Below are 26045 nucleotides of genomic sequence, written 5' to 3' on the forward strand. Positions count from 1 at the left end.
TTGGGCGCATGGCAGACAGGGCGGATCCGCGCAGGGCGCTGGGGGAGTATGGCGAGCGGCTGGCTGAGCGCTACCTGACCGACCGGGGGATGGCGGTCGTGGACCGCAACTGGCGCTGCGCCCGGGGCGAGCTGGACCTGGTGGCCAGGGACGGCGACTGTCTCGTCTTCTGCGAGGTCAAGACCCGCCGGACCGAGCGCTTCGGTTCTCCCGTGGAGGCGGTCACCGCGCGCAAGGCGGCGCGGCTGCGCCGGCTCGCGTCGGCCTGGCTGCAGGAGCACGGGGAACACCCCGCACGCATCAGGATCGACGTGATCGGCATCCTGCGACCGACAGCGGGGCGCGCCGTGGTCCGCCACCTGCAGGGGGTCGAGGCATGACGTTCGGCCGCACCCGGTCGGTCACCCTGGAGGGGCTGGCCGGCTCGGTCGTGGAGGTCGAGGCGCACCTGTCGGGGGGCCTGCCCGCCTTCATGCTGGGCGGACTGCCCGACACCGCGTGTGCGCAGTCGCCCAACCGGGTCAAGGCCGCGGCGGCCAGCATCGGGCACTCCCTGGCGCAGAGCAGGATCACGGTCAACCTGTCGCCGGCCTCGATCCCGAAGAACGGCAGTGGTTTCGACCTGCCGATCGCCATCGCCGTCGCGACCGCCCTCGGACTGATCCCGCCCGAGCGGGTGGGCGACGTGGTGCACCTGGGGGAGCTCGGGCTCGACGGGTCCATCCGATCGGTGCGTGGTGTCCTCCCCGCAGTCCTGTGCGCCGCGCGGGCAGGGTGCCGGGACGTGGCTGTTCCGGTCGACAACGCCGCCGAGGCGCGCCTGGTGCCCGACATCCGGGTGCACCCCGTGGCCCACTTGGCCGACCTCATCGTGGCCCACGCGGCCGGGGTCGAGTCCTTCGGGGTCAGCACCCCGGACCGCGCGCCGCGACTGTCGGCGGCGAAGGCCACGCCGGACCTCGCCGACGTGGTCGGCCAGGACGAGGCCAGGGCGGCCGTCGAGCTGGCGGCTGCGGGCGGACACCACCTCTTCCTGCTCGGCCCTCCGGGCTCCGGCAAGACGATGCTGGCCGAGCGGTTGGTGTCCATCCTGCCGCGGCTCAGCCGAGAGCAGTCGATCGACGTCCTCGCGGTGCGGTCCCTCCTCGGCGTGACGGCTCCCGAGCTGTCCCTCGAAGGGCTGCCGCCGTTCGTGTCGCCGCACCACAGTGCGACGCAGGCGGCGATCATCGGGGGTGGGAGCGCGGCGGTGCGGCCCGGCGCGATCACCTTGGCCCACCACGGGGTGCTCTTCCTGGACGAGGCCCCCGAGTTCAAGGCGGCGGCCCTGCAGTCCCTGCGCCAACCCCTGGAGTCGGGGCAGGTGGTGGTCTCGCGGGCCCGCGCCAGCGTGCGCTTCCCGGCCCGCTTCCAGCTGGTGATGGCCGCGAACCCCTGTCCGTGCGGCCTCGGCTACGGCAAGGGGGTGGGCTGTTCCTGCAGCCCGCTGGCCAAGCGTGGCTACCTGGGTCGCTTGTCCGGCCCGCTGCTCGACCGCGTCGACCTGCAGGTGCAGGTGCCGGCCGTGACGCGGTCGTCGCTGGCCGGACCCGCCGGAGAGAGCAGCGCGACCGTGGCCGCTCGGGTGATCGACGCGAGGAAAGCGCAGGCCGAACGCTGGGACCAGACCCCGTGGGCCCTGAACAGCGAGGTGCCGGGGCCGGTCCTGCGCCGGGGGAGGTGGCGGCTGCCGTCCGGGGTCACCGCGGACATCGACCGAGCCCTCGAGCGCGCCCAGCTCACCCTCCGTGGGTACGACCGGGTGATGCGGGTGGCGTGGACCGTCGCCGACCTGGCCGGCCGTGCGACGCCGACCCGTGACGACCTCGGCCAGGCCCTCACGCTGCGCAACCAGGGCCCGGTGGCGGCATGAGCGGGATCGCGACGGTGCGTGGTGACCGGGCGGCGAGGGTGGCGTGGGCGAGGTTGGCCGAGCCCGGCGACACCGACGTCGCCGCACGGATCGCCGCGGTGGGGGCGGAGGAGGCCCTCCAGGGAGTCGGGGCCGAGACCACCCTCGGCGCGCGGATGGCCGAGCGACTCGCGGAGCTCGATGTCGACCGTGACCTGGCCATCGCCCGGCGGCTGGGCGCCCGACTCCTCGTGCCGGGCGACGAGGAGTGGCCGCTGGGCCTGCACGACCTGGCAGCTCCACCGCTGTGCCTCTGGGTGCTCGGCCGCGCGAGCCTGGGTGACGTGGCTGCTCGGAGCGTCGCGGTCGTGGGTGCTCGGGCTGCCACCGGTTATGGCGTCCACGTGGCGAAGGAGCTCGGCGCCGGGCTGGCTGAGCGAGGGTTCGCCGTGGTGTCTGGCGCGGCCTACGGCATCGACGGTGCGGCGCACGAGGGCGCGATGGCGCTCGAGGGAGTCACCATCGCCGTGCTCGCGTGTGGTGTCGACCGGCCCTACCCAGCGGGGCATGCGGGGCTGCTGCAGCGGGTGCAGGAGGACGGCCTGGTGGTCAGCGAGGTGCCGCCCGGCTCGGCGCCGACCAGGTGGCGTTTCCTCAGCCGCAACCGGGTGATCGCGACGTTGACCCAGGGCACCGTGGTGGTCGAGGCGGGCCTGCGCAGTGGTTCGCGCAACACGGCCCGCCTCGCGGAGGAACACCTGAGGGTCGTCTGTGCCGTGCCGGGACCGGTGTCGTCGGCGGTGTCGGCCGGCTGCCACGAGCTCGTCCGTGCCGGGGCGACGCTCGTCACCGACGCCGGCGAGGTCGCGGAGGCAGTCGGACCCATCGGTGAGCTGGCTCCGCGCAAGGAGGGTGCGGCCCTGCCCGGCGACGACCTCGAGCCGACCCACCGGATCGTGCTCGCCGCGCTGCCGGCTCGCAAGCCTGCGACGGCCGAGGAGCTGGCCCGTCTCAGCGGCCTCAGCAGCGCCGAGGTCCGGGGTGCGCTCGGAGCGCTGGACCTCGACGGCCTCGCCCAGCGGCAGGGGGAGGGCTGGCGCAGGTCGCCGCGTCGCTGAAACCTCCGGAGCGTCGGCGCGCCCCGGCGTCCAGGACCCCTGCGCGGGAGCGGACGGCTGGCACAATGACGCCGTGCTCGCAGCCGAGGTCGCCGCCTCCCAACAGGCCCAGTGGGACCTGGTCCGCGACTACCTCGCCTCCTATGCCGAGCGGCGCCCGGTCCGGAAGGTGACGGTCGTGGGAAACGCACCGCTCGGCCCGAACCCGGACCGAGTGGCGCAGATCGACAGCAGTGACCTGGTCTTCCGGATGAACTCGATGGCCCTGGACGACCCCGGCACCCCGCCGTGCGTCGGCACCAAGTGCCACGTCCTGGTCGTGTCGCGGTACGCACCGGTCACGCCGTGGATGTTCCAGGACTACCGGCAGCGCGCCTACCTGATTCCGCAGGCCGGTTACGGGCTGCGCTACATCCTCCATCCGCAGCCGTACTTCTGGCCCTCGGACCTCGGCACCATGCCTGTCCCGAACGCCCCGGTCATCACCCGGCTGCTCGACCAGCTCGACCCCGACCACGTGCCCAACGAGCTGATCCCCACCTCCGGGACCATCTCGTGCTTCCTGGCCCACGAGATGTTTCCCGAGGCCGAGATGTTCGCGACCGGCTTCTCGTTCCTCGACGGGGTGCAGCAGGACTCGTGGCGCTACCAGAGCGGCGGAGGCAGCCCGGTCATCCCGGCGCACCAGCTGGACCTGGAGGCACGACTGCTCCGCTCATGGATCGACGACGGCACCATGCGGATGCTGCACTGAAAGAGGAGAACATGTCCGGAACAGAAGCGCGGCCCGAGGGCACCGGTACCCCCTCGCCCGGCCCCTACCGACGAGCCCGCCGTGCCTTCGGGCGGTGGCGCCGCAGTGTCGCGGACCCCAACAACCTGGCCGCGAAGGTGGACAAGCAGCGGGCCCAGCTCGAGCGTCAGTCGACCCAGATCGCCGAGCTCAAGGCGTCGGTCGCGGCCCTGGGCAAGCGCTTGCACCCCGTCGAGCACGCGTCGAGCCACCGCGAGGTCGAGCACGGTGGGTTGGCCATCCAGATCGGCATCGTCGAGGAGCGACTCGGCAAGATCGAGGAGGGCCTGCGGGGTGCCGAGTTCGTGGCCGACGACGCCGAGCGAGCTGAGGCACGAAGCCTGGTCGAGGCGGTCCGCCGCGAGCACGAGCAGGTCCGCGTGCGCATGCAGGTGATCGCCCAGTACGAGGAGCGGCTCCGCCGTCTGGAGGACGCTGTCGTCAAGACGTACGACGGGGACGTTCGCCACCCGTTCTGATGCGGCTCCGTGGCGCGCGGGGTGGCGGCTTGTGTGCCGCTCCTGCGTTTGCGACGGTGACGGCGTGAGTGAGTCCCTGGCGCAGACGTTGGCGGCTTTCGAGCGCCACCTGCGCAGTGAGCGCGGCCGCTCGGAGCACACGACTCGGGCCTACCTCGGTGACCTGCGGGGACTCCTGCGCTTCCTCCAGGACGAGTGCGGCATGTCCGACCTCGCCGACGTGGGCCTGCGCGAGCTGCGGGCCTGGCTCGCGGCCCAGGCGGAGTCGGGGGCGGCTCGGTCGACCATCGCTCGCCGATCCGCTGCCGCGCGCACCTTCCTCGGGTGGGCGACCCGCACCGGTCGGATCGCCCAGGACCCGTCGCTGCGGCTGGCCGCCCCCAAGCGCGCGGGTCACCTCCCGGAGGTGCTCCGCCAGGGCGACGCGACGGCGCTGATGGACCTCGCAGCAGTGGCCAGCGACGACCAGGACCCGATGCACCTGCGCGACCGCGCCGCCGTCGAGGTGTTGTACGCCAGTGGGATCCGGGTCGGTGAGCTGACCGCGCTCGACATCGACGACCTCGACCTCGGCGGAGGGGTCCTGCGGGTGATGGGCAAGGGCGGCAAGGAGCGCACCGTGCCCTTCGGCGCGCCGGCCCGCGAGGCCGTCGACGCCTGGCTGACCCTGGGCCGTCCCCAGGTCGCCGTGGCGGGCAGCGGTCCGGCCCTTCTCCTGGGGCGACGCGGCCGACGGGCCGACCCCCGGCAGATCCGGGCCGCCGTCCACGAGCTGCTCTCACACCTGCCCGGCGCCCCGGATCTGGGACCCCACGGCCTGCGGCACAGCGCCGCCACCCACCTCCTCGAGGGCGGGGCGGACCTCCGCCTCGTGCAGGAGCTCCTGGGCCACGCCTCCCTCGCGACGACCCAGATCTACACCCACGTCTCCGTGGACCGCCTCAAGGCCTCCTACCGACAGGCCCACCCCCGTGCCTGAGCGCCGCGGAGGTGCCGCCGGGTTCGGGGTCGTCGGGCGTGCCGTGCCCGCACCGACCGCCCGAAGGAGGAAGATGGACGCCGACGACGTTCGTCCGACCCCTGGGGGTCCTGGGCCCGAGAGGAGCTGTGCAGCGCGTGCGTGAGGATCTGCCGGCGACCCGCCGGGCTCGCCGACACCGACGCCGGCCCAGCCGTCAGGTGCGCCTGCGTCGCACCATCACGGGCGCCGTGATCCTGGTCCTCGTGGCCGTCGTCACCGTGCGGCTCACGACCGGTGACGACACGACCCTGCTCGACGCCGCGGGCTCCGCCGCGAAGGCGACGACCTCGGCACCGTCCCTGCGCACGTCCCAGACCCCCAACAACGAGGACGGCTCGTCCACCACCGAGACCGCGAAGGCCGGAGCCACCACGGTCCCGCAGAACGGCACCGGCAAGATCACCGTGGTGTCCGTGCCGCCTGCCGCAGTCGCGACCACCGGCCGCACGGTCAAGTACACCGTCGAGATCGAGGGCGGCCTCGGGGTCGACCCTGCCGAGGTCGGCGCCACCGTCGAGTCCGTCCTGCTGGACCCCAAGGGCTGGCAGAAGGTCGACGGCGTCCGCTTCGTCAACGTCACCCCGGCGCAGGCCGCCAGGGGCGCCCACGTCGACGTGCGGGTCACGCTCGCCAGCCCCGGCCTGACCGACAAGCTCTGCGCGCCGATGCGCACGCTGTCCCAGGTCTCCTGCTGGAACGGCGAACGCTCGGTGCTCAACTTCCGCCGCTGGGCCCTCGGCGACGACAGTTACGGCTCCGACGTCGCCCGCTACCGCATCTACCAGGTCAACCACGAGGTCGGTCACGGCCTCGGCCACCAGCACCGCCTCTGCCCGGGCAAGGGCAAGCGGGCGCCCGTGATGGTGCAGCAGACCCTCGACCTCGGTGGCTGCAAGCCCTGGCCCTACCCATCCGGCACCTGAGCGAGCGGGAGCAGTCGCACCGGTCGCCCACCCGTGAGGAACACCAGGGGGTCGAGGTAGGTGTGCTCGCGGACCGCGCCGAGGTGCAGACAGGCCGGCCTGCAGTGGGAGCCGGTGGCGGCCAGCTCGCCCAGCCGTGACCCTCGCGCGACCACCTCACCCACGCTGACCGCAGGCTCGACCGGCTCGTAGGTCGACCGCACCCCCGAGGGATGCAGCACGGTCACAGTGCCGCGACCGGCGATCCGGCCCACGTGGGCGACGGTGCCTGCCTCGACTGCCAGCACGCCCTGACCTGTCGACCCGGCGAGGTCGAGGCCCCGGTGCCCTGAGCCGTATGCGGTCGCGGGCCGCAGGAACGGCCGCACGATGCTCGGTCTCGGCATCAGCGGCCAGGCCCATCGTCCCCGCAGCGATGGGGGAGAGCGGGGCACGGCCACCGCAGGGGCCCCCACGGCGAGCTGGGCTGCGCCGACCCGCGTGGCTGTCCCCGACTGAGGCGCTCGGGCTGTACTGCCGGTGTCCGGCGGCCCGGGCTGCGACCTCGGCGCTGCCGGTGTGGGGATCGACAGACCGATCGAGGCCACCACGAGGGCCGAGACCGGCAGGAGGAGTGCGCTTCGCATCCTGCCACCCTGCTGGTCCTGACGTCGTCACGCGACGGAGGGCTCGCCGTCCTGTGGATGACCATGACCTCCGCCGTCGCCTGTGGACGTGCAACGGGGTGTCGCGGGCGGACCTGACTCACGCAGGTCGGAGTCGGCCCAGTCGGCTCACTGCCTCGTGCAGCACCTCGTCGCGCTTGCAGAACGCGAACCGCACCAAGGTCCGGGCCGCATCCGCGTCGTCGTGGAAGACCGACACCGGCACGCCGACGACTCCGGCCCGCGCGGGCAGCTCCCGGCAGAAGGCGAGGGCATCGACCGCCCCGAGCGGCGCGGCGTCGGCGACGACGAAGTACGTGCCGGCCGGAACCGACACCTCGAGCCCGGCCGACTGCAGCCCCGCCACGAGCAGGTCGCGCTTGGCCTCCAACGAGCTGGACAGCCCGGCATACACGGCGTCGTCGAGGCCGAGGGCGAGGGCGACGGCGGGCTGGAACGGACCGGAGCCGACGAAGGTGAGGAACTGCTTGACGGCGCGCACCGCCGCCACTGCGGCCGCCGGGCCGCTCACCCAGCCGACCTTCCACCCGGTGGCGGAGAAGGTCTTGCCCGCCGACGAGATGGTCAGGGTCCGCTCCCACATCCCCGGCAGGGTGGCCACGGGCACATGCACCGCGCCACCGAAGACGAGGTGCTCGTAGACCTCGTCGGTCACGACCCAGGCGTCGAACTCCTTGGCGAGAGAACAGATCAGGTCGATCTCCGACCGGCTGAACACCTTGCCCGTGGGGTTGTGTGGGGTGTTGAGCAGCACCATCCGGGTGTTCGTCGAGAAGGCGGCGCGCAGCGACTCCTCGTCGACCGCGAAGTCCGGGAAGCGGAGCACCGACGTCCGCCGCACCGCGCCCGCGAGGGCGATCGACGCGGCATACGAGTCGTAGTAGGGCTCGAAGGTGACCACCTCGTCACCGGGTTCGCACAGCGCCAGGATGGTGGCGGCGATGGCCTCGGTGGCGCCGACCGTGACCAGCACCTCGGAGCGCGGGTCGACGTCCAGCCCGTAGAACCGGGACTGGTGGGCGGCGACCGCGGAGAGCAGCTCCGGCACCCCCGGGCCGGGCGGGTACTGGTTGCGTCCGCTGTCGATCGCGGCCTTGGCGGCCTCGAGCATCTCCCGCGGGCCGTCGGTGTCGGGGAAGCCCTGACCCAGGTTCACGGCGTCGTGCTCGGTGGCCAGCGCCGTCATCTCGGCGAAGATCGTGGTGCCAAACGGAGCGAGGGCGGGTTTGCCGGGTGGTCGAGCCATGCGCCCGAGCGTATGCCGCGGGGCCGGGTCCGCGGCGGACCTACCCGTGCTCCTCGGCCTGCGCCTCGTCGACGTGCGCGATGTGCCCGAGCTGGCGCCAGACCACGACCAGGGTGACGCCGGAACCCACGAACGCGAACCAGAACGGCGCGGCGGCCCCGAAGTGCGTCGCGATGAGCCCACCGAGGAGCTGGCCGACGAGCAACCCGACGATGAGCCCCACCCAGTAGACGCTTCCGACGCGGCCCTGCAGCTCAGTCGGGGTGGCGCGCTGGCGCACGGCGGACGACAACGAGCCCCAGACGAACGCGTAGCCGCCGAAGACGACCATGATCGCCATCGCCACGGCGGGAGTCGTCGTCAACGCCAGGGACAGGTGCGTCACGACCTCGAGAGACAAGCAGACCTTCATCAGCCGGGCCAAGGGGACCTTGGCCTCGAGGCGGTCGTAGACCAAGACCGCCGTCACGCCACCGACGGCGGAGCAGGTGGTGAGCAGTCCGAAGCCGACGGATCCGACGCCGAGCCGCTCCTGGGCCCAGTAGACGAGGACACCCCACGGGGCGCCCCAGGTGACGTTGAAGATGAAGATGACGAGGGTCAGGGTGCGGATCGGGGCGTTGCCGGCGATCCACCGCAGCCCGTCGAGGATGTCGTGGCCGATGTGCTGCTCAGGGCGGGCCTCGCCGAGGTCGCGGGGGAGGCGCACCCGGCTGAACAGCACGGCCGCCAACAGCAGGGCGCTCGCCTGGACGCCGAACGGCACGGCCGTGCCCACGGCGAAGAGGCTCGCCCCGACCGCCGGCCCGACGAACTGGTTGGCCACGAGGAAGGCGGACATCTGCCGGGCGTTGCCGATGCCGAGGTCAGCGGGCCGCACGAGCATCGGGAGCACCGCTCGCCATCCGGTGTCGGCGAAGAGCTCGGCCACCCCCACCGCGAAGAGCACCCCGAGGAGCAGCGCGATCGTCACCTTCCCGCTCGCGATGGTCACCACGAGCAGGGCCAGGACGACCACGCGGATGAGGTTGGCGGTGAGGACGAGGGTGCGTCGGTCGACCCGGTCGGCGACGGCGCCCGCGTAGAGGCCGAACAGCAGGGTAGGCAGGTGCTGGACCATCGCCGCGGCAGCGATCAGCGTGGGGTTGCGGGTCAGGGAGGCGACGAGCAGGGGCCCCGCAGCGAGGGCGATGCCGTCGCCGAGCTGGGCCACCCACGACGAGGAGAGGTTCCACCGGAAGGGGGTGCCCATGCGAGGCGGTGCGATGACGTCGACGACCCGGCTCAGTGCACTCACGAGCCACCAACCTAGCCAGCCTGCCGACCGCCTCGCGACCGCGTTGTTCGCGTCCTCACGGCACGTCCGTGAAGCCGGCCTTGGCGATGACGGCGGCGATCTTCCGGTGCCCCGCGGTGTCGGGGTGCAGGCCGCCCAGACCGGGAGCCCTCGACCCGGACGGACCGTTGAGCGCCGGCAGGAGGTCGACACAGAGGGCCCGGTGTTCCCTGGCGACCTCGCAGGTGGAGGAGTTCAACGCCTTGAGGGCCCGGGTGAACATCGCGTGGAAGGCGGCGGTCTGGGTGGCCGCGTCGAAGCCCCACTGGCCTGCGAGGTCGTCGGTCTCCCGGGTCGTGTCGGCGTAGGTCACGACCCGCACGCCGGCCATCGACCCGCTGCGGAGGGTGGCGATCTCGTCGAGGGACCTGCCGATCGTGGCGACGACCTCCGACCGGTTCCGCTCGAGGCAGGTGGCTGCGCCCGGCCAGCTGCAGGGACCCTGCCAGTCGTTGTTGCCGACCTGGATGGTGATGATGGCCGCCTTGGCGATGGCCGCACGCATCGCGACGTCGGTCCTGACGCTGAGCAGCATCGAGGCCGACGTCACGTCGTTGTTGTAGGCCATGTTGACCGCCGTGACAGGTCGGCCGAGCGCCGTGGTGGCCAGGTCTGCGAGCACGAGCACGTAGCTCCGGCAGGATCCAGCCGAGTCGTGGCATTCGCCTCCCCCTCCGGGCACCGAGTCTCCCAGCCCGAGCAGGATCGTCCCCGAGGGCAGCCCGGTCGCGCTCGGCGACAGGCTCGGGGACGCAGGTGTGGAGGTCGAGCTCGAGGTGCTCGATCGGGCGGACAAGGGAGCGACCCCGCCAGCGCACGCACTGGTCAGGAGTGCGGCGAAGAAGGCGGCGCCGATGGCCGCCACGAGGCGACGGGTCATACCCGCGATCATCCGGTCCGGCCCGGCCCCGGGGATCGGGGTTTGCCCGTAGTACCGATTTCGCCGGCAGGCCCCTCAGCACGTACGATGGTCGGCGGTCCACGTGTGCTCGCACACGCAGACCTATTTCGCGCGTCTTCCGCCCGCTGACTCGGCTCGCCGACGAAACGGGGGCGCACCACAGCAGTCCGGTGAGTATGCCGGTGGGGTGCGTTGCAGGCGCCAGGCAGGTGGCCGCACCCACGCGGCCCACCGACGCAACTGACAACGACACAAGGAGACACGGCATGGCCGTCGTTACCATGCGCCAGCTCCTCGAGAGCGGCGTCCACTTCGGGCACCAGACCCGTCGCTGGAACCCCAAGATGAAGCGCTTCATCATGACCGAGCGCAATGGCATCTACATCATCGACCTGCAGCAGTCGCTGACCTACATCAACAACGCCTTCGAGTTCGTCAAGGAGACGGTCGCCCACGGTGGGTCGATCCTCTTCGTCGGCACGAAGAAGCAGGCCCAGGAGCCCATCGCCGAGCAGGCGACGCGCGTCGGGATGCCCTATGTCAACCACCGCTGGCTCGGTGGCATGCTCACCAACTTCAACACGATCTCCAAGCGGCTCACGCGCCTCAAGGAGCTCGAGGAGCTCGACTACGACAACGTCGCGGGCTCGGGCTACACCAAGAAGGAACTCCTGATCTTCAAGCGGGAGAAGGACAAGCTCGAGAAGACCCTCGGCGGCATCCGCAACATGGCCAAGGTCCCCTCGGCCGTGTGGATCGTCGACACCAAGAAGGAGCACCTCGCCGTTGACGAGGCGCGCAAGCTCGGCCTGCCGGTCATCGCGATCCTCGACACCAACTGCGACCCCGACGAGGTCGACTACAAGATCCCGGGCAACGACGACGCGATCCGCTCCGTCACCCTGCTCACCCGCGTGATCGCCGACGCCGTCGCCGAGGGCCTCATCGCCCGCAGCTCCGGCAAGTCCGGCGAGCCGGCCGAGGGTGTCGTCGCCGGCGACGAGCCGCTGGCCGAGTGGGAGCGCGAGCTGCTCGGTGGCGACGCCGCCCAGGCCGCGGAGTCCGCAGCACCGGAGGCCGGCGCGACCGCCGCTGCCGACGCGACCGAGGCCGCTCCGACCGAGGCCGCTCCGGCCGAGGCCGCTGCGGTCGAGGCCCCCGCCGAGGCTGCTCCGGTCGAGGCTGCTCCGGTCGAGGTTGCAGAGGCCCCCGCCGCGGAGGCCACCCCGGCCCCCGCCGCCGAGGAGACCGCTGCTCCCGAGGCTGCTGCCGAGACGCCGGCCGACGCCGACGCCAAGGCCTGAGCCGCACCTGCCCTTTAGTCCGACGGCCCCTGCCAGACGCGACCACGTCTGGCAGGGCCCGTCAGGCCCAACCGTGAGAGAAGAGCTGAGAATCACCCATGGCGAACTACACCGCCGCTGACATCAAGGCCCTGCGTGAGTCCACCGGCGCGGGCATGCTCGACGTCAAGAAGGCGCTCGACGAGGCCGATGGCGACCGTGCCAAGGCCACCGAGATCCTTCGTGTGAAGGGCCTCAAGGGCGTCACCAAGCGCGAGGGCCGCACCACGTCCAACGGACTGGTCACCGCCCAGGCCGGTGACGGCGTGGGCACCCTCGTCGAGGTCCTGTGCGAGACCGACTTCGTCGCCAAGGGCGAGAAGTTCATCGCCCTCGCCGCCCAGGTGCTGGCCCAGGCCGTCGCCTCGGGTGCGGCCGACGCCGACGCGCTGCTCAAGAGCTCGCTCGAGGACGGCTCGACCGTCCAGGAGCTGCTCGACGGCGCCAACGCGACCATCGGCGAGAAGATCGAGGTCAAGCGCGTTGCCCGCGTCGAGGCCCCCATCGTCGTGTCCTACCTGCACAAGACCAGCCCCGACCTGCCTGCGCAGATCGGCGTGCTCGTCGGCGCAGAGGGCAGCGACGAGCAGGTCGCGAAGGACGTGGCGATGCACATCGCCGCGTTCAGCCCCACCGTGCTGACCCGTGACGAGGTCGACGCCGTGACGGTCGAGAACGAGCGTCGCGTCGCCGAGGCCACCGCGAAGGAGGAGGGCAAGCCCGAGGCCGCCCTCCCCAAGATCGTCGAGGGTCGCGTCAACGGGTTCTTCAAGGAGAACGTCCTGCTCGAGCAGGCGTTCGCCAAGGACGCCAAGAAGACGGTCGAGAAGGTCCTGGCCGAGGCCGGCACGAAGGTCAGCTCCTTCGTCCGCTTCCGCGTCGGCGGCTGACCACACACCACACGACGAGGCCCCTCACCGGTTGGTGAGGGGCCTCGTCGTCGGTATGCCGCGTGGCCGGCCTCGCGCCTAGCCGGCCGCCTTCTTGACCAAGGCGGCGATCTGCTTCTCGAGGGCCGGTGTCAGCCTCGTGAGCGCGTAGCCGATGGGCCACATGTCACCATCGTCCAGCTGCGCGCTGTCGTTGAACTCGAACGTGGCGTACCGCGCCTTGAACTTGCTGGCGGGCTTGAAGAACGCCACCGCCTTGCCGTCGCGCTTGTAGGCGGGCATGCCGTACCAGGTCGAGGGCTCGAGATCCGGAGCGGCCTGGGTGACGATCTCGTGCAGGCGCTCGGCCAGCTGGCGGTCCTCCGGGGGCATCTCGGCGATCTTGTCGAGCAGGTCCTGCTCGCCGACGGCGCCCTTGGCCTCCTTGGCCCGCTCCTTCATCGCGGCGCGTTCGTCGGCGGTGAACCCGCTCTTACTGCCGGCGATCTTGGGCGCCGCCTTCGTGGTGGCCTTCTTCGCCGTGGTCTTCTTGGCCGTGGTCGGCATGATGTCTCCCCGAGGTCGTGGTGGGCTGTCGAGACCATTCTCCGAGCCAAGGCCCCTTGAGCGCTTCTCGAAAACTGATCACTTCTGTCGCATACTCACCTCATGGGGAGACGAACGAAGCACACGCCACCCGCACCCGCGCGGGCGCGGGTGCAGCCGGACTTCACCCACCTCCCGGAGCGGATCGCGCCCGAGGACATGACCACGACGCATGACGTCGACCCGGGTCCCGGCCCCCGCGGGGGCCGGGACACCGACACCGAGTTCATGCTGCGCAACGCGGGGTTCTGAGCCCCGAGTCAGAAGATGCGCACGCGCTCCTGGGGGTCGAGCCACATGCCGTCACCCTCGGTGACAGCGAACGCGTCGTGGAACTCGTCGCAGTTGCGCACGGCGTTGGCCCGCACCTCGGTGGGCGCGTGCGGGTCGATCGCCAGCAGCCGCTTGGCCTCCTCGGTCCTGGCCTTGCCCGACCAGACCTGCGCCCAGCCGAGGAAGAACCGCTGGGGACCGGTGTAGCCGTCGAGCTCGGGCACGTCCTGGCCCTCGGTGGCAATCCGGTAGGCGGAGTAGCCGATCGCCAGGCCGCCGAGGTCGCCGATGTTCTCGCCGACGGTGAGCGCGCCGTTGACCTTCTCGTCCGGCGCCGCGATCGGGGACAGCGTGCTGAACTGGGCGATGAGGGCCTGGGTGCGCTCGTCGAACCGGGCCCGGTCCTCCTCCGTCCACCAGTCGCGCAGGGCTCCCGTGGAGTCGTAGCGCGAACCCTGGTCGTCGAAGCCGTGGCCGATCTCGTGGCCGATGACCGCACCGATGCCGCCGTAGTTCACCGCGTCGTCGGCGTCCATGTCGAAGAAGGGCGGCTGCAGGATGCCTGCGGGGAAGACGATCTCGTTCATCAGCGGGTGGTAGTAGGCGTTGACCGTCTGCGGCAGCATCAGCCACTCGTCGCGGTCGATCGGGCCGCCCAGCTTGGCGAGCTGACGGCGTAGCTCGAACTCGTTGGCGCGACGGACGTTGCCCACGAGGTCGTCGTCGATGGTCAGCGAGGAGTAGTCCCGCCAGCGGTCCGGGTACCCGACCTTGGGGGTGAACGAGGCCAGCTTGGCCAGGGCCTGCTCCCGCGTCTGCGGGCCCATCCAGTCGAGACCCTCGAAGGAGCGCCGGAACGCCTCGACGAGGTTGGCGACCAGGTCGAGCATCCGCTGCTTGGCCTCCGGCGGGAAGTACTCGGCGGCGTAGAGCTGGCCGACTGCCTCCCCGATCGAGCCCTCGACGAGCGAGACCCCGCGCTTCCAGCGCTCGCGGTTCTCCGGGAGGCCCGAGATGACCCGGCCGGTGAAGTCGAACTCGGCGTCGACCAGCTCCGTGGACAACAGCGGAGCCGCGGACCGGACGACGTGGAAGGCGAGCCAGTGCTTGAGGTCGTCGAGGCTGGTGTCCTCGAGCAGCGCCGACAGTCCCTCGAGGTACGAGGGCTGCCCCACGACGACCTGCGCGAAGGCGTCACGCGCGCCCAGGGAGTCGACGAACGCGTTCCACCCGAGCGTGGGAGCCAGACCCTGCAGCGCGGCATACCCAAAGGGGTTGTAGCTCTTGACCGCGTCGCGGGTCGCGACGTTGTCCCAGTGGTGCCCGGCCAGCCGCGTCTCGAGGGCGACCACCCGCGCTGCAGGTGAGCCCTCGTCCGTGGACCCGTCGCCGATGCCCGCGAAGTCGAGCATGCGGGCCACGTGCGGGAGGTATGCCGCGAGGATGGCGGCGTGCCGCTCCTCGCGGTAGTAGGACTCGTCGGGCAGGCCGAGCCCGCCCTGGCCGAGGTAGAGGACGTACTCCTCGGGGTTCTTCGCGTCCGGCGCCACCCCGAAGTCGAAGAGGCCCGGCCCGCCCTCACGCTGGAGCCGCCCGAGCACCCGGGACAGGTCGTCGAGGCTGCCGATCTGCTCGACGGCGGCGAGGTCGCCGGCGATCGGCGCGAGGCCCAGCTCGTCGGCCCTGGCCTCGTCCATGAACGACCGGTAGAGGTCGCCCACCTTGCGGGTCGGCGAGCCGGCGGGTGCGTCGGTGTCGGCGGCGGCCCGCTCGATGATGGTGCGGACCCGCTCGTCGGACTGCTCCCGCAGCATGTCGAAGGTGCCGTAGCGGCCCCGGTCGGAGGGGATCTCGGTGTCGCGGACCCAGGTGCCGTTGGCGTGGCCGAACAGGTCGTCCTGGGGGCGGACCGAGTCGTCACGGTGACCGGGGAGGATGCCTGACCTCATGCGCGTGTCTTCCTTCAGTGCGTCGATGGACCTTGCGATGACACCCTGCCACGCACGACGGACAGGCGTGCAACCGGCGGCGTGCGTCCCGCGGGAGTGTGGAAGGATTCGGTGACCGCCCCACACCTCCAGGAGGATCTGTCGTGACTTCTGCCCCCGAGCAGACCGCCCCAGCCGGATCCACCACCCCCCGGCGACGGGTCCTGCTCAAGCTCTCCGGCGAGGTCTTCGGCGGTGGCCGGGTCGGACTGGCTCCCGAGGTCGTCCGCGGGATCGCCCAGCAGATCGCGCAGTCGGTCAACGAGGGCATCCAGGTGGCCGTCGTGATCGGTGGCGGCAACTTCTTCCGGGGCGCCGAGCTGCAGCAGCAGGGCATGGACCGGACCCGCGCCGACTACATGGGCATGCTGGGCACGGTGATGAACTGCCTCGCGCTCCAGGACTTCCTCGAGAAGGAGGGCATCGAGACGCGGGTCCAGACCGCGATCACGATGGGTCAGGTCGCCGAGCCCTACATCCCGCGCCGGGCGATCCGCCACCTCGAGAAGGGCCGCGTGGTCATCTTCGGCGCCGGAGCCGGGATGCCGTTCTTCTCCACCGACACGGTGTCGGCGCAGCGTGCACTGGAGATCAAGTGCGACGCCGTGCTGATGAGCAAGAACGGCGTCGACGGGGTCTACGACTCCGACCCGCGCACCAACCCCGACGCCAAGAAGCTCGACGAGATCAGCTACGCCGAGGCCCTCCAGCAGGGTCTGCGCGTGGTCGACGCCGCGGCCTTCAGCCTCTGCATGGAGAACAAGCTGCCCATGGTCGTCTTCGGCATGGAGGGCGAGGGCAACGTCGTCCGGGCGCTGCGCGGTGAGAGGATCGGCACGCTGGTCACCCCCGGCTGAGTCGGCGGCACGCCGACCCACCCACCAGACTGACCACACCACGACCGGCGCAGCCCCTCCGGGGGAGCGCCCGAGAAGGAGCAGGACATGATTGAAGAGACTCTCCTCGAGGCCGAAGAGAAGATGGAGAAGGCCGTCGAGGTCGCCAAGGAGGACTTCGCGGGCATCCGCACGGGTCGCGCGACGCCGGGCATGTTCAACAAGCTCATGGTCGACTACTACGGCGCCCCGACGCCGCTGCAGCAGCTGGCGTCGTTCCAGACCCCTGAGGCCCGCACCATCCTGATCACGCCGTTCGACAAGTCGGCGATGGCGGAGATCGAGAAGACCCTCCGCGACTCCGACCTGGGCGTGAACCCCAGCAACGACGGCAACATGATCCGCTGCGTCCTGCCCCAGCTCACCGAGGAGCGGCGCAAGGACTACATCAAGCTCGCGCGGCACAAGGGCGAGGACGCCAAGGTGTCGATCCGCAACATCCGCCGCAAGGCCAAGGACGAGCTCGACAAGCTCGTCAAGGACGGCGAGGTCGGCGAGGACGACGGCACCCGCGGCGAGAAGGAGCTGGACGCGACGACGAAGAAGTACGTGGACAGTGTCGACGAGCTGTTGAAGGGCAAGGAGGCCGAGCTGCTCGAGGTCTGAGCCGCTCGCCCCACCACGAAGGAATGAACACGCCATACTCCCGTAGCTCGCGGCGCGAGGCCGCCCACCCGGATCCCGGTGCCGGGGGTTCCGGCACGCCTGCGGGGCCGCCCACCCGTCGTGCCGCCAGCGCTCCGGCCCAGCAGCCGTCGAAGGCAGGCCGTAACCTGCCGGCGGCCATCGGTGTCGGCGTGGGCCTGGGGATCCTCATCATCGGCTCGCTGATCCTGCGCAAGGAGCTGATGCTCGGGATCGTCATCGCGGCCATCGTCGTCGGTGTCTGGGAGCTGCGGCGTGCGCTGGCCCAGGTCTCGATCCACGTGCCGCTGGTGCCCAGCCTGGTCGGCAGCGTGAGCATGCTGGTGTCCGCCTACGTGGGTGGGGGAGAGGCCCTCATCATCACGGTCGGGCTGACCTGCGTCGGCATCCTGCTGTGGCGGATCGCCGATGGCGTGCTCGACGCGGTGCGCGACATCGCCGGTGGCTTCTTCGTGGCGGTCTACCCCTCGTTCCTGGCCGGCTTCGCCGCCCTGATGCTGGCTGCCGACGACGGTGCCCGGCGGATCGTGGTGTTCATCCTCGTCACGGTGCTCAGCGACGTGGGTGGCTACGCGTTCGGCGTGCTGCTGGGCCGGCACCCGATGGCTCCCTCGGTGAGCCCCAAGAAGTCCTGGGAGGGTTTCGCCGGGTCGGTGCTCACCTGCGTCGTGGGCGGCGCCATCGTCGTCGTGCTCCTGCTCGACGGCCCCTGGTGGGGCGGTGCCCTGCTCGGTGCCTGCACGGCGATCGCTGCCACGGTGGGAGACCTGACCGAGTCGACGGTCAAGCGCGACCTCGGCATCAAGGACATGAGCACGATCCTCCCCGGGCACGGCGGGGTGATGGATCGCCTCGACTCCCTGGTGGTCGTCGCGCCGGTCGCGTGGGCCCTGCTGGCCTGGGTCGTCCCCCCGGGCTGAGGCCGCCGCGGGTCCTGCGAGTGTGAGGTCAGGGCGCACACCTGAGAGACTGGGCGCACCATGACCACCGACCTCCCCGCGCCCACCAGCGAGCGTCCCCAGCCGGGACAGCTGACCTTCTCCGCCCCGCGTCGGGGCAAGCCGCCGCGCCACCTGGCCGACCTCTCTCCGGCAGAGCGCAAGGAAGCGGTCGAGGCGTTGGGGCACAAGGGGTTCCGCGCCAAGCAGCTGTCGACTCACTACTTCGAGCGGCTCGTCGAGTCGCCCGAGGAGATGACCGACCTGCCCAAGGCGATCCGCGACGACCTCGTCGCCGACCTGCTCCCGAACCTGCTCACCCCGCTCGTGCAGCGCACCGCGGACGACGGCATGACCATCAAGTCCGCGTGGAAGCTGCACGACGGAGCCATCGTCGAGTCGGTCCTGATGCGCTACCCCAAGCGGGTCACGATCTGCATCTCCAGCCAGGCAGGCTGCGGCATGAACTGCCCGTTCTGCGCCACCGGCCAGGCGGGGCTGACCCGCAACATGAGTGCCGCCGAGATCGTCGAGCAGGTCGTCAGGGGGGCCAGGCTCCTGCGCAGCGGTGAGCTCGCGGCGGTCGGGGTGCCTCGCGGCGCGTTCGCCGACGCTGCCCCTGACGGACACGTCGCCGAGCTGGGCGAGGAGGACGACTCCGAGGACCCGCAGGGCGGCACCGGGCCGACCGGTCCCACCCGCATCTCGAACGTCGTCTTCATGGGCATGGGCGAGGCGCTGGCCAACTACAAGGCGGCGATCGGCGCCATCCGCAGGCTGACCGACCCCGCACCCGACGGGCTCGGCATGTCCGCCCGTGGCATCACCATGTCGACCGTGGGCCTCGTCCCGGCGATCGACAAGCTGGCCGCCGAGGGCATCCCGGTGACGCTGGCGCTGTCGCTGCACGCGCCCGACGACGAGCTGCGCAACGAGCTCGTGCCGATCAACACCCGCTGGAGCGTCGACGAAGCCCTCGACGCCGCCCACCGCTACTACGAGGTCACCGGTCGTCGGGTGAGCATCGAGTACGCGCTCATCAGGGACATCAACGACCACGCCTGGCGTGCCGACCTGCTCGGGAAGAAGCTCAATGCCCGCGGCCGTGGCTGGGTGCACGTCAACCCGATCCCGCTCAACCCCACACCGGGGTCGAAGTGGACCGCCTCCCGGGCGGGCGTGGAGCAGCAGTTCGTCGAGCGGCTGCGCGCCCACGGCATCCCCACGACGATCCGCGACACCCGAGGTCAGGACATCGACGGCGCCTGCGGCCAACTCGCTGCCTCCACGGCGTGATCCTGCCTAGACTCGACAGGTGAGCTCACGCCGACTGGCGCTGGTGGTGTCTGCCACGGCTGTCACGGCCGTCGCGGCGACCTTCGCCGTCGTGCTCACGGGGGCGTTCGCGGGTCGAGAGGGCCAGGCTGCCCCCGCCCCGCTGGTCACCTCGCCCCACGGCCACAGCGTCCCGGTGAAGGCGCCGCCCGAGGCCCCGCTGCGCGCGGGGGAGCGCTTCGTCACGCTCCGGATGCCCACGGCATACACCCCGAAGGCGCCGGCGCCGCCGGGCACCGACGACTATCGCTGCTTCCTGCTCGACCCCGGCCTCACCGCCAAGTCGGTCGTGACAGGCATCAACGTCCTGCCGGGCAACCCCGACGTCGTCCACCACGTCATCCTGTTCCGGGTGCCGGCCGACAAGGTGGCCCGGGCCGAGGAGATGGACCGCCTCCAGGTGGGCCAGGGCTGGACCTGTTTCGGTGGCACCGGCGTCGAGAGCCAGGGTGCCGGGCTGAACGGCGCCCCGTGGCTGGGTGCGTGGGCACCCGGCGGTGGCGAGCGGGTGCTCGCCCCCGACCTCGGTATGCCGGTCGAGGCCGGTTCGCGGATCATCATGCAGGTCCACTACAACCTCCTCGCCGGCCAGACGCCCGACCAGAGCGCCGCCAAGCTGCGGGTGGCGGCCGACGACGGGCAGCGCAAGACGCTCCAGACGGTGCTGCTGCCGGCGCCGGTGGAGGTCCCGTGCCGACCCGCGCACCCCGGTCCGCTGTGCGACCGGACGGCTGCGATGGCCGACGTGCAGCAACGCTTCGGGGTCGCCGCGGGCCGCACCGGCGATGCGCTGCACCTGCTCTGCCCCGGCAACAAGGCCGGCCCCACCCAGACCTGCACGCGACCGGTGACCCAGGCCTCGACGATCCGCGCGGTGGCCGGGCACATGCACCTGCTGGGCACGAAGATCTCGGTCACGGTCAACCAGGGCAAGGCCGACGAGCGCACGATCCTCGACATCCCGATCTGGGACTTCGACGACCAGGGCAGCCGGCCGGTGCAGCCCGCGATGAAGGTGGGTCCGGGCGACACGCTCACCGTCTCCTGCACCCACGACCAGCGACTGCGCGACCTGCTGCCGTCGTTCGAGGGGCTGCCGGAGCGCTACGTCGTCTGGGGCGAAGGCACGACCGACGAGATGTGCCTCGGCATCGTCATGGTCACCCGGCCCTAGCGCCATCGCTGCGCACCTAGGCTGACCCGCGTGAGAGCCCACCCCGTCGGAGCCGTCGAGCCGGGACGCGAGTTCGTCCTGACCGTCTCGTGCGCCGATCGCCGGGGCATCGTGCACGCGGTGTCGGGGATCATGCTCGAGCAGTCGATGACGATCCTCGACAGCCAGCAGTTCGCCGACACGACGGCGGGGGAGTTCCACCTGCGGATGCACCTGGCCCGGGAGGGTTCAGCGCTCGCGGTCGAGGAGCTCGACGCGGCGATGCGTGACGTCGCCACGGACTTCGCGATGACGTATGCCGTGCACGACCTGTCCCAGCGGCGGCGGGTGCTCGTGCTGGTGAGCCAGCAGGGTCACTGCCTCAACGACCTGCTGTTCCGGGTCGAGAGCGGGTCGCTGCCCCTCGACGTGCCCGCGATCGTCTCGAACCACGAGGACTTCCGCGGCCTCGCCGAGTGGCACGGGATCCCGTTCCACCACGTGCCGGTCACGCCGGACACCAAGCCGACGGCCGAGTCGGAGCTGCGCCACCTGGTCGAGCTCTACGCCGCCGACACCATCGCGTTGGCGCGCTACATGCAGATCCTGTCGAGCGGGCTGTGCGCCGACTTCCCGGGGCGGATCATCAACATCCACCACTCGCTCCTGCCGAGCTTCAAGGGCGCGAAGCCCTACAGCCAGGCCCACGACCGCGGGGTCAAGGTGATCGGGGCGACCGCCCACTACGTCACGGCCGACCTCGACGAGGGGCCGATCATCGAGCAGGACTTCCGCCGCGTCGACCACCGGATGAGCCCGACCGAGCTCGCCTCGGTGGGGCAGGAGCTCGAGGCGATGGCCTTCGCGAGGGCATTGCGCTGGCACGCCGAGCACCGGGTGGTGCTGCGCGGTCGCCGCACGATCGTCTTCGACTGAGCAGGCGGCCTGAGCCCGGCGGGCTGGTCACGCCGACGATCGAGTCGTCGCGGACGTGCAGGGTCACGAGGCTCAGGCGCTGGGGCCTTCAGCCATCCTGGCGCACGGCCCGCTGGAGGGCGCGCAGGTACCCGTGGGCAGCGCCCCGCTGGAGCTGCCACGTCAGTGGCCCGCCGAGCCGGGTGAGCCAGCGGTCGGCGCGCGCGTAGGCGCGCACCACGGCATACACGTGGTCGCCGCGCCGCTCGACCAGGAAGCCCTCCTCGCCACGCTCGACGTGCCCCTCGAGGGTGCCGTAGCCGAACCCGGTGCGGTCCTGCTCCTCGACCGTCCACACGATCCGGCAGGGGACCCCGAGCCCCACGAGCCGGCTGAGGACGTCGACCCCGACGGCGGCCCGACGGGCCGTGGCCCGAGGCCGGAGTCCGAGCCCGCGTTGCGGCGCATAGGTCATCAGCGCCTCACTGGCCGATCGGTATGCCGCGTCGCCGGCTCCCAGCCGGCGCTCGACCTCGAGGTGGTGAAACCCGGGCGGGAGAGGTCCGTCGAGGGTCAGGCCGCGCGGCTGGTAGGTGAGCTCCAGGTGGGCCAGGTCCGCCAGCCTCACGAAGACCCGCCCCGGCCGGCCGGGTCGGGCGCGTGGTCAGCCGCTCGGTCGGGCGCCTGGTCAGCCGCTCCGCCAGGAGCTCGGTCGAGGATGATGGCGGCCGCCTCCTCGGGGCTGTCGACCAGGTGCACCACGGCGTCCATGCCCCGCTCCTGGCCCAGGGCTCGCACCGCGGCCCACACCGGCACGGTCTCCGACCAGTACTCCTGGCCGACCAGCACAAGGGGCGCGAGGGTCGACTCGGCGGGCGCGTAGAACAACGGCGTGACGGCCTGGAAGATCTCCTGCACCGTCCCGGCTGCCCCCTCCAGCACGACGAGCCCGGCGGCGGCGCGGGCCAGCAGGCCGTCCTCGCGGATCGCGTTGGAGAAGTACTTGCCGATGCCGTCGCAGAAGACGTTGGGCGGCTCGTGGCCGTAGAACCAGGTCGGGATGCCGAGGCTGCGGCGGTCGTCGGAGACGGGCAGCTCGGTGCGCACCTCGAACGCGAGGGAGACCCAGTCGGCGACCGACGGGCGGAAGGTCGGCACGGCGGCCAGTCGGTCGAGGGCCGTGCCGAGCGACTGCTCGTCGGCGGCCAGCGCGCCCAGGTTGGCGGCCTCCATGGCGCCGGGCCCACCACCGGTGGCGACGACCAGACCCGCCGCAGCGAGCGACCGACCGAGCCGTGCCGCCGCGGCATACGCAGTCGTGCCCCGCGCCAGCGCGTGCCCTCCCATGACGCCCGTGACCGGTCGGCCTGCCGTGAACTCGTCGAGGGCATCGCTGATCGAGTCGTCGTGGATGGCGCGCAGGAGCGTGACGAACGCGTCGTGGTGCAGCGCGCCGTCGCGCATCCACTGGTAGGCAAGGAAGTCCGGCGTGGACTCGTACCCGCCGTCGTCGAGGCCGGCGTAGAGCTCGGCGGCGGTGTAGAGCGTGGCGCGGTAGGGGTCGACGGGCGCATGCGGGTCAGTCGGGAACACCAGCGCGCGGTGCGCGCCGAAGTGCGCGCTGAGGGTGGTGGACAGACGACCTCCCAGCACCACGAGCCCTTCCAGGTCCGTGCGGGCGAGCAAGCGGTCCTCGTGTGCCGTGAGGTCGAGGTCCTGGAAGCGAAGCCCGGTCAGGGGTCGGCCGGAGTCGAGCACGGCATCGAGGTCGGCGAGGTCCTCGACCTCGGGATGGAGGTCTGCGGTGCCGCCGCGGTCGCCCTGCATGGTGTGACTCTAGACAGGTCGTCGAGCCCCTGGTCCGTGGTCGGCCTTCTAGAGTCGGGGCCATGGCAGACCTGTTCTCGCAGACCGTGGCGACGGAAGCCTGGCGTGCCGAGGCGACGCAGTGGATCAGCGACGAGCTCTCCGGTGTCGGCCGCCGCGTGACCGGCGACGTCGTCCAACGGCGGATCAGGCCGTGGTCGACCCAGCTGGTCGTGCCGAGCGACCAGGGCACCGTGTGGTTCAAGGCGAACTGTCCGTCGTCGGCCTATGAACCCGCCGTGCACCGAGCGCTCGCCGAGCTCGAGCCCGGCGAGGTGGAGGCTCCGCTGGCGATCGAGGCCGACCGCGGCTGGATGATGACCGCCGACCGTGGGACCACGCTCGGCGACAGCCACGACGCGAGCCTGGCGGAGTGGCAGGCCGTCGTGGCGCTGTCCGCTCGGGTGCAGCGCCAGGTGGCCGACCACGGCGACCTGCTGGTCGGCGCCGGGCTGCCGGACTGCTCCCCGGCCACCGTCCCGGCGCGGTACGCCTGGCTCGTCGACCAGCTCGCCGCGCTCCCGGCCGACCACCCGTCGCACCTGCCGGCCGATGAGACCGACTCGCTCAGGGAGCGGGCCGGGGTCGTCGCCGAGGCCGTGGCGACGCTGCTCGCCGCGCCGCTCCCGGCGAGCCTGCAGCACGGCGACCTCCACCCGGGCAACGTCTTCGTCGTCGACGGGAGCATGCGCTTCTTCGACTTCGGCGATGCCCAGTGGGCCCACGTGCTGGAGGTGCTGGCGGTGCCCTACGGCTACTCCACCCGCGTCACCCACCACCCGTGGCCCGAGCTGCTGGACGCCTACGCGCAGGTGTGGGCGGACCTGCTCGACCGCGCCGCTCTCGAGGCGCTGATGGCGCCAGCCATGGTCACCCATGCGGTGAACCGCTCGTTCACCTGGCTGGGCGCCATCGAGGGCGCGCAGCCGGAGGAGCTCGCCGAGTGGGGGGACTCGGCGCTCTACTACCTGCGGCTCGCCCACGAGCCGTTCCCACCCCTGGACCCCGAGCACGGTCCCTGAGCGGACTGCCGCCGGCTCAGACGTTGCCGAGCACCCGGTCGACGGCGATCTCGACGACCACCCGCTGGGGGTTCTCGCGCGGTACGCGGTAGCGGGCGGCATACCGGCGCACGGCATCGGCCACGGCGTCCGGGTCGGTCAGCACCCTGGCCGTGCCCTCGAAGGACAGCCAGTGGCGGCCGTCGACCTGGCACACGACCGCGCGCCCGCCCGACGCGGCGTTGCGCGCCTTGCGGCTGGGACCGCTGGTGATGACCCGGACCACGAGCCCTTCGGGGTCCCAGGTGAACCCGACGGGCACCACGTGGGGCGACCCGTCCGGGCGCAGCGTGGTCAGCGTGGCCAGGTGCCGGGCCGTCACGAAGTCGAGGGCGGCGGGGGACAGGTCTGCGGGGGCGGTCGACACGGACCGAGTCTCCCCTAGTGAACGGTCCTAGTGGCCGGTGAGCGCGCCGAGGAGTGCGGCGATCCGCGCCGGGCGACCGGTGCGCGCCTCCTCGCGGTCGGCGGCGTGCGCGAGCCGCAGTCCGGCGTTGATCCCCGCCCACCGGGCGGGCTCGGGCTCCCACCGCCGGCTGCGGTGGCCCACCCACGGCAGCTGGGTGAGTGCCGTCGAGCGGCCGGTGACCAGGTCGGCCAAGGTCCGTCCCGCGAGGTTGGTGGCCGCGACACCGTCACCGACGTAGCCGCCGGCCCACCCGAGCCCGGTGCTGGGGTCGTGGCCGACCGAGGGGTGCCAGTCGCGGGCGATGCCGAGGGGGCCGCCCCACGCATGGGTGAACTCCACGTCGCCGAGCTGGGGGAGGAGGTCGGTGAGGGTCGCGCGGAGATCAGCGAAAACCGTTGCCTCGTGGTCGAACTCGGGCCTGATCCGGGAGCCGAAGTGGTAGGGCGCACCTCGTCCACCGAAGGCGAGCCGGTCGTCGACGGTCCGCTGACCGTAGATGATGACGTGCCGGTGGTCGCTGAAGACCTCCCGCTCCGCGAGCCCGATCCTCGACCACTGCTCAGCGCTCAACGGCTCCGTGGCCACCATCAGCGAGTAGACCGGGGCGACGGTGCGGCGCTGGCCGGGCAGCGTGGGGGTCCACGCCTCGGTGGCCCGGACGACGTGGGGAGCCGTGACCTGTCCGCCGCCCTCGAGCACGACGCGGCCGGGCTCGATCGCCTGCACCCGCACACCCTCGTGGACCTGGGCACCCTGCGACCTGACGGTGGCTGCGAGGCCGTCGACCAGCCGCCGCGGGTGGATCCTGGCGCAGTGCGGGCTGAACGTCGCGCCCTCGACCCGGCTCGCGGCCAGCCGTTCGGAGGCCTCGGCCGCGTCGAGCCAGCGGGTGCCCGTGCCCCACTCCCTGGCGTCGTCGACCTCGGCGCGCGCCCTGGCTGCCTGTGCTCGTGAGCGGGCCAGCGCGATCGCCCCACCCTTGCGGAATCCGCAGTCGATCGCCGCGGATTCCGTTGCCCTGCCTACCTCGTCGACGGTGTTCTGCAGCTCGGCGACCATCGCCCGGGCCGCCTCGGCGCCGCTGCGCCGGGCCAGGGTCTGCGGGCCGACCGGCCAGAGGGCCGACACCCAACCACCGTTGCGTCCGCTCGCGCCGAAGCCGACGTGCTCCGCCTCGAGCACCACGACATCGAGGGCCGGGTCAGCCAGGAGCAGGTAGTGAGCGGTCCACAGCCCGGTGAAGCCGCCACCGACGATGACGACGTCGGCCTTGCTGGGCACGACGGGGTGCGACCGAACGGACGGTGCAGGTGCGGAGAGCCCGTCTGCCGGCGACGCGGCATACGGGCTCTCCCACCAGAGCGGGTGGCTCACG

The 26045-nt window shown here is 71.8% G+C and carries 27 protein-coding genes; 17 read left to right on the forward strand and 10 right to left on the reverse strand.

Going from position 1 to position 26045, the window contains the following annotated elements; translation table 11 throughout:
* The first annotated feature begins 8 nt into the window (after positions 1–8).
* The 7 genes from AC1DWJ_RS12190 to AC1DWJ_RS12220 all read left to right on the forward strand — a co-directional run bounded on the left by AC1DWJ_RS12190 (position 9) and on the right by AC1DWJ_RS12220 (position 6225).
* A complete protein-coding gene (locus AC1DWJ_RS12190) occupies positions 9–380 on the forward strand; it encodes a YraN family protein (RefSeq protein WP_457253321.1) in 372 nt (123 codons plus the stop codon).
* Entirely contained in the window at positions 377–1912 is a 1536-nt protein-coding gene (locus AC1DWJ_RS12195) for a YifB family Mg chelatase-like AAA ATPase (RefSeq protein WP_477620888.1), read from the forward strand. Before AC1DWJ_RS12190 ends, AC1DWJ_RS12195 begins: the two co-directional genes overlap by 4 nt.
* Entirely contained in the window at positions 1909–3009 is a 1101-nt protein-coding gene (gene dprA / locus AC1DWJ_RS12200) for a DNA-processing protein DprA (RefSeq protein WP_457253319.1), read from the forward strand. Before AC1DWJ_RS12195 ends, dprA begins: the two co-directional genes overlap by 4 nt.
* A gap of 73 nt (positions 3010–3082) precedes the next feature.
* On the forward strand, positions 3083–3763 hold the full coding sequence (locus AC1DWJ_RS12205; protein WP_477620889.1) for a glycosyltransferase family 29 protein: 681 nt from the start codon (positions 3083–3085) through the stop codon (positions 3761–3763).
* 11 nt (positions 3764–3774) lie between these two features.
* Positions 3775–4281, forward strand: a complete 507-nt coding sequence (locus AC1DWJ_RS12210) for a hypothetical protein (protein ID WP_457253317.1) — start codon at positions 3775–3777, stop codon at positions 4279–4281.
* Positions 4282–4345: 64 nt separating this feature from the next.
* The gene (locus AC1DWJ_RS12215; RefSeq protein WP_477620890.1) at positions 4346–5260 is read left to right on the forward strand and encodes a tyrosine recombinase XerC; all 915 of its coding nucleotides are present in this window, start codon (positions 4346–4348) and stop codon (positions 5258–5260) included.
* 137 nt (positions 5261–5397) lie between these two features.
* Entirely contained in the window at positions 5398–6225 is an 828-nt protein-coding gene (locus tag AC1DWJ_RS12220) for a DUF3152 domain-containing protein (RefSeq protein ID WP_457253315.1), read from the forward strand.
* On the opposite strand, the gene AC1DWJ_RS12225 is transcribed toward AC1DWJ_RS12220, so the two are convergent.
* The 4 genes from AC1DWJ_RS12225 to AC1DWJ_RS12240 form a co-directional block, all read right to left on the reverse strand.
* On the reverse strand, positions 6207–6611 hold the full coding sequence (locus AC1DWJ_RS12225; RefSeq protein WP_477620891.1) for a M23 family metallopeptidase: 405 nt from the start codon (positions 6609–6611) through the stop codon (positions 6207–6209). The two genes, AC1DWJ_RS12220 and AC1DWJ_RS12225, sit on opposite strands and share 19 nt — an antisense overlap.
* A gap of 358 nt (positions 6612–6969) precedes the next feature.
* Complete coding sequence (locus tag AC1DWJ_RS12230) at positions 6970–8136, reverse strand: pyridoxal phosphate-dependent aminotransferase (RefSeq protein ID WP_457253313.1); 1167 nt, start codon at positions 8134–8136, stop codon at positions 6970–6972.
* Positions 8137–8176: 40 nt separating this feature from the next.
* Positions 8177–9433, reverse strand: coding sequence for an MFS transporter (locus tag AC1DWJ_RS12235; RefSeq protein ID WP_477620892.1), 1257 nt, complete (start codon positions 9431–9433; stop codon positions 8177–8179).
* A gap of 55 nt (positions 9434–9488) precedes the next feature.
* Positions 9489–10352: a GDSL-type esterase/lipase family protein gene (locus tag AC1DWJ_RS12240; RefSeq protein WP_477620893.1), complete on the reverse strand. Its 864-nt coding sequence runs from the start codon at positions 10350–10352 to the stop codon at positions 9489–9491.
* 287 nt (positions 10353–10639) lie between these two features.
* Here AC1DWJ_RS12240 and rpsB point away from each other — a divergent pair, with 287 nt between their 5' ends.
* Both rpsB and tsf read left to right on the forward strand, forming a co-directional pair.
* Positions 10640–11677: a 30S ribosomal protein S2 gene (gene rpsB / locus AC1DWJ_RS12245; RefSeq protein ID WP_477620894.1), complete on the forward strand. Its 1038-nt coding sequence runs from the start codon at positions 10640–10642 to the stop codon at positions 11675–11677.
* A gap of 98 nt (positions 11678–11775) precedes the next feature.
* Complete coding sequence (gene tsf / locus AC1DWJ_RS12250; protein ID WP_457253308.1) at positions 11776–12606, forward strand: translation elongation factor Ts; 831 nt, start codon at positions 11776–11778, stop codon at positions 12604–12606.
* A gap of 78 nt (positions 12607–12684) precedes the next feature.
* Here tsf and AC1DWJ_RS12255 read toward each other — a convergent pair whose 3' ends face one another.
* Entirely contained in the window at positions 12685–13152 is a 468-nt protein-coding gene (locus tag AC1DWJ_RS12255; RefSeq protein WP_457253307.1) for an iron chaperone, read from the reverse strand.
* Positions 13153–13254: 102 nt separating this feature from the next.
* Between AC1DWJ_RS12255 and AC1DWJ_RS12260 the strand changes: the two genes are divergently transcribed.
* Positions 13255–13443, forward strand: coding sequence for a hypothetical protein (locus AC1DWJ_RS12260; protein ID WP_457253306.1), 189 nt, complete (start codon positions 13255–13257; stop codon positions 13441–13443).
* Positions 13444–13451: 8 nt separating this feature from the next.
* Here AC1DWJ_RS12260 and AC1DWJ_RS12265 read toward each other — a convergent pair whose 3' ends face one another.
* The gene (locus AC1DWJ_RS12265) at positions 13452–15413 is read right to left on the reverse strand and encodes a M13 family metallopeptidase (protein WP_457253305.1); all 1962 of its coding nucleotides are present in this window, start codon (positions 15411–15413) and stop codon (positions 13452–13454) included.
* 143 nt (positions 15414–15556) lie between these two features.
* Here AC1DWJ_RS12265 and pyrH point away from each other — a divergent pair, with 143 nt between their 5' ends.
* The 6 genes from pyrH to purU all read left to right on the forward strand — a co-directional run bounded on the left by pyrH (position 15557) and on the right by purU (position 21355).
* Entirely contained in the window at positions 15557–16309 is a 753-nt protein-coding gene (pyrH, locus tag AC1DWJ_RS12270) for a UMP kinase (RefSeq protein ID WP_056922566.1), read from the forward strand.
* 87 nt (positions 16310–16396) lie between these two features.
* Positions 16397–16954, forward strand: a complete 558-nt coding sequence (gene frr / locus AC1DWJ_RS12275) for a ribosome recycling factor (protein WP_056922567.1) — start codon at positions 16397–16399, stop codon at positions 16952–16954.
* Between the two features lie 23 nt (positions 16955–16977).
* The gene (locus AC1DWJ_RS12280) at positions 16978–17913 is read left to right on the forward strand and encodes a phosphatidate cytidylyltransferase (protein ID WP_457253304.1); all 936 of its coding nucleotides are present in this window, start codon (positions 16978–16980) and stop codon (positions 17911–17913) included.
* Positions 17914–17973: 60 nt separating this feature from the next.
* Positions 17974–19227, forward strand: coding sequence for a 23S rRNA (adenine(2503)-C(2))-methyltransferase RlmN (rlmN, locus tag AC1DWJ_RS12285; RefSeq protein WP_457253303.1), 1254 nt, complete (start codon positions 17974–17976; stop codon positions 19225–19227).
* Between the two features lie 19 nt (positions 19228–19246).
* Entirely contained in the window at positions 19247–20440 is a 1194-nt protein-coding gene (locus AC1DWJ_RS12290; protein WP_457253302.1) for a monooxygenase, read from the forward strand.
* A 30-nt stretch (positions 20441–20470) separates the two neighbouring features.
* The gene (purU, locus tag AC1DWJ_RS12295; RefSeq protein WP_477620895.1) at positions 20471–21355 is read left to right on the forward strand and encodes a formyltetrahydrofolate deformylase; all 885 of its coding nucleotides are present in this window, start codon (positions 20471–20473) and stop codon (positions 21353–21355) included.
* 88 nt (positions 21356–21443) lie between these two features.
* Here purU and AC1DWJ_RS12300 read toward each other — a convergent pair whose 3' ends face one another.
* Positions 21444–21962, reverse strand: coding sequence for a DUF1990 family protein (locus AC1DWJ_RS12300; RefSeq protein WP_477620896.1), 519 nt, complete (start codon positions 21960–21962; stop codon positions 21444–21446).
* Complete coding sequence (locus AC1DWJ_RS12305) at positions 21959–23161, reverse strand: LOG family protein (protein ID WP_477620897.1); 1203 nt, start codon at positions 23159–23161, stop codon at positions 21959–21961. The genes AC1DWJ_RS12300 and AC1DWJ_RS12305 overlap by 4 nt, the downstream gene beginning before the upstream one ends.
* 62 nt (positions 23162–23223) lie before the next feature.
* On the opposite strand from AC1DWJ_RS12305, the gene AC1DWJ_RS12310 reads away from it, so the two are divergent.
* A complete protein-coding gene (locus tag AC1DWJ_RS12310; RefSeq protein WP_477620898.1) occupies positions 23224–24222 on the forward strand; it encodes an aminoglycoside phosphotransferase family protein in 999 nt (332 codons plus the stop codon).
* A 16-nt stretch (positions 24223–24238) separates the two neighbouring features.
* Here AC1DWJ_RS12310 and AC1DWJ_RS12315 read toward each other — a convergent pair whose 3' ends face one another.
* A complete protein-coding gene (locus AC1DWJ_RS12315; RefSeq protein ID WP_457253297.1) occupies positions 24239–24628 on the reverse strand; it encodes a pyridoxamine 5'-phosphate oxidase family protein in 390 nt (129 codons plus the stop codon).
* Between the two features lie 27 nt (positions 24629–24655).
* Entirely contained in the window at positions 24656–26044 is a 1389-nt protein-coding gene (locus AC1DWJ_RS12320) for an NAD(P)/FAD-dependent oxidoreductase (RefSeq protein WP_477620899.1), read from the reverse strand.
* Position 26045: the final 1 nt, after the last annotated feature.

The organism is Pedococcus sp. P2_D7 (assembly GCF_056404295.1).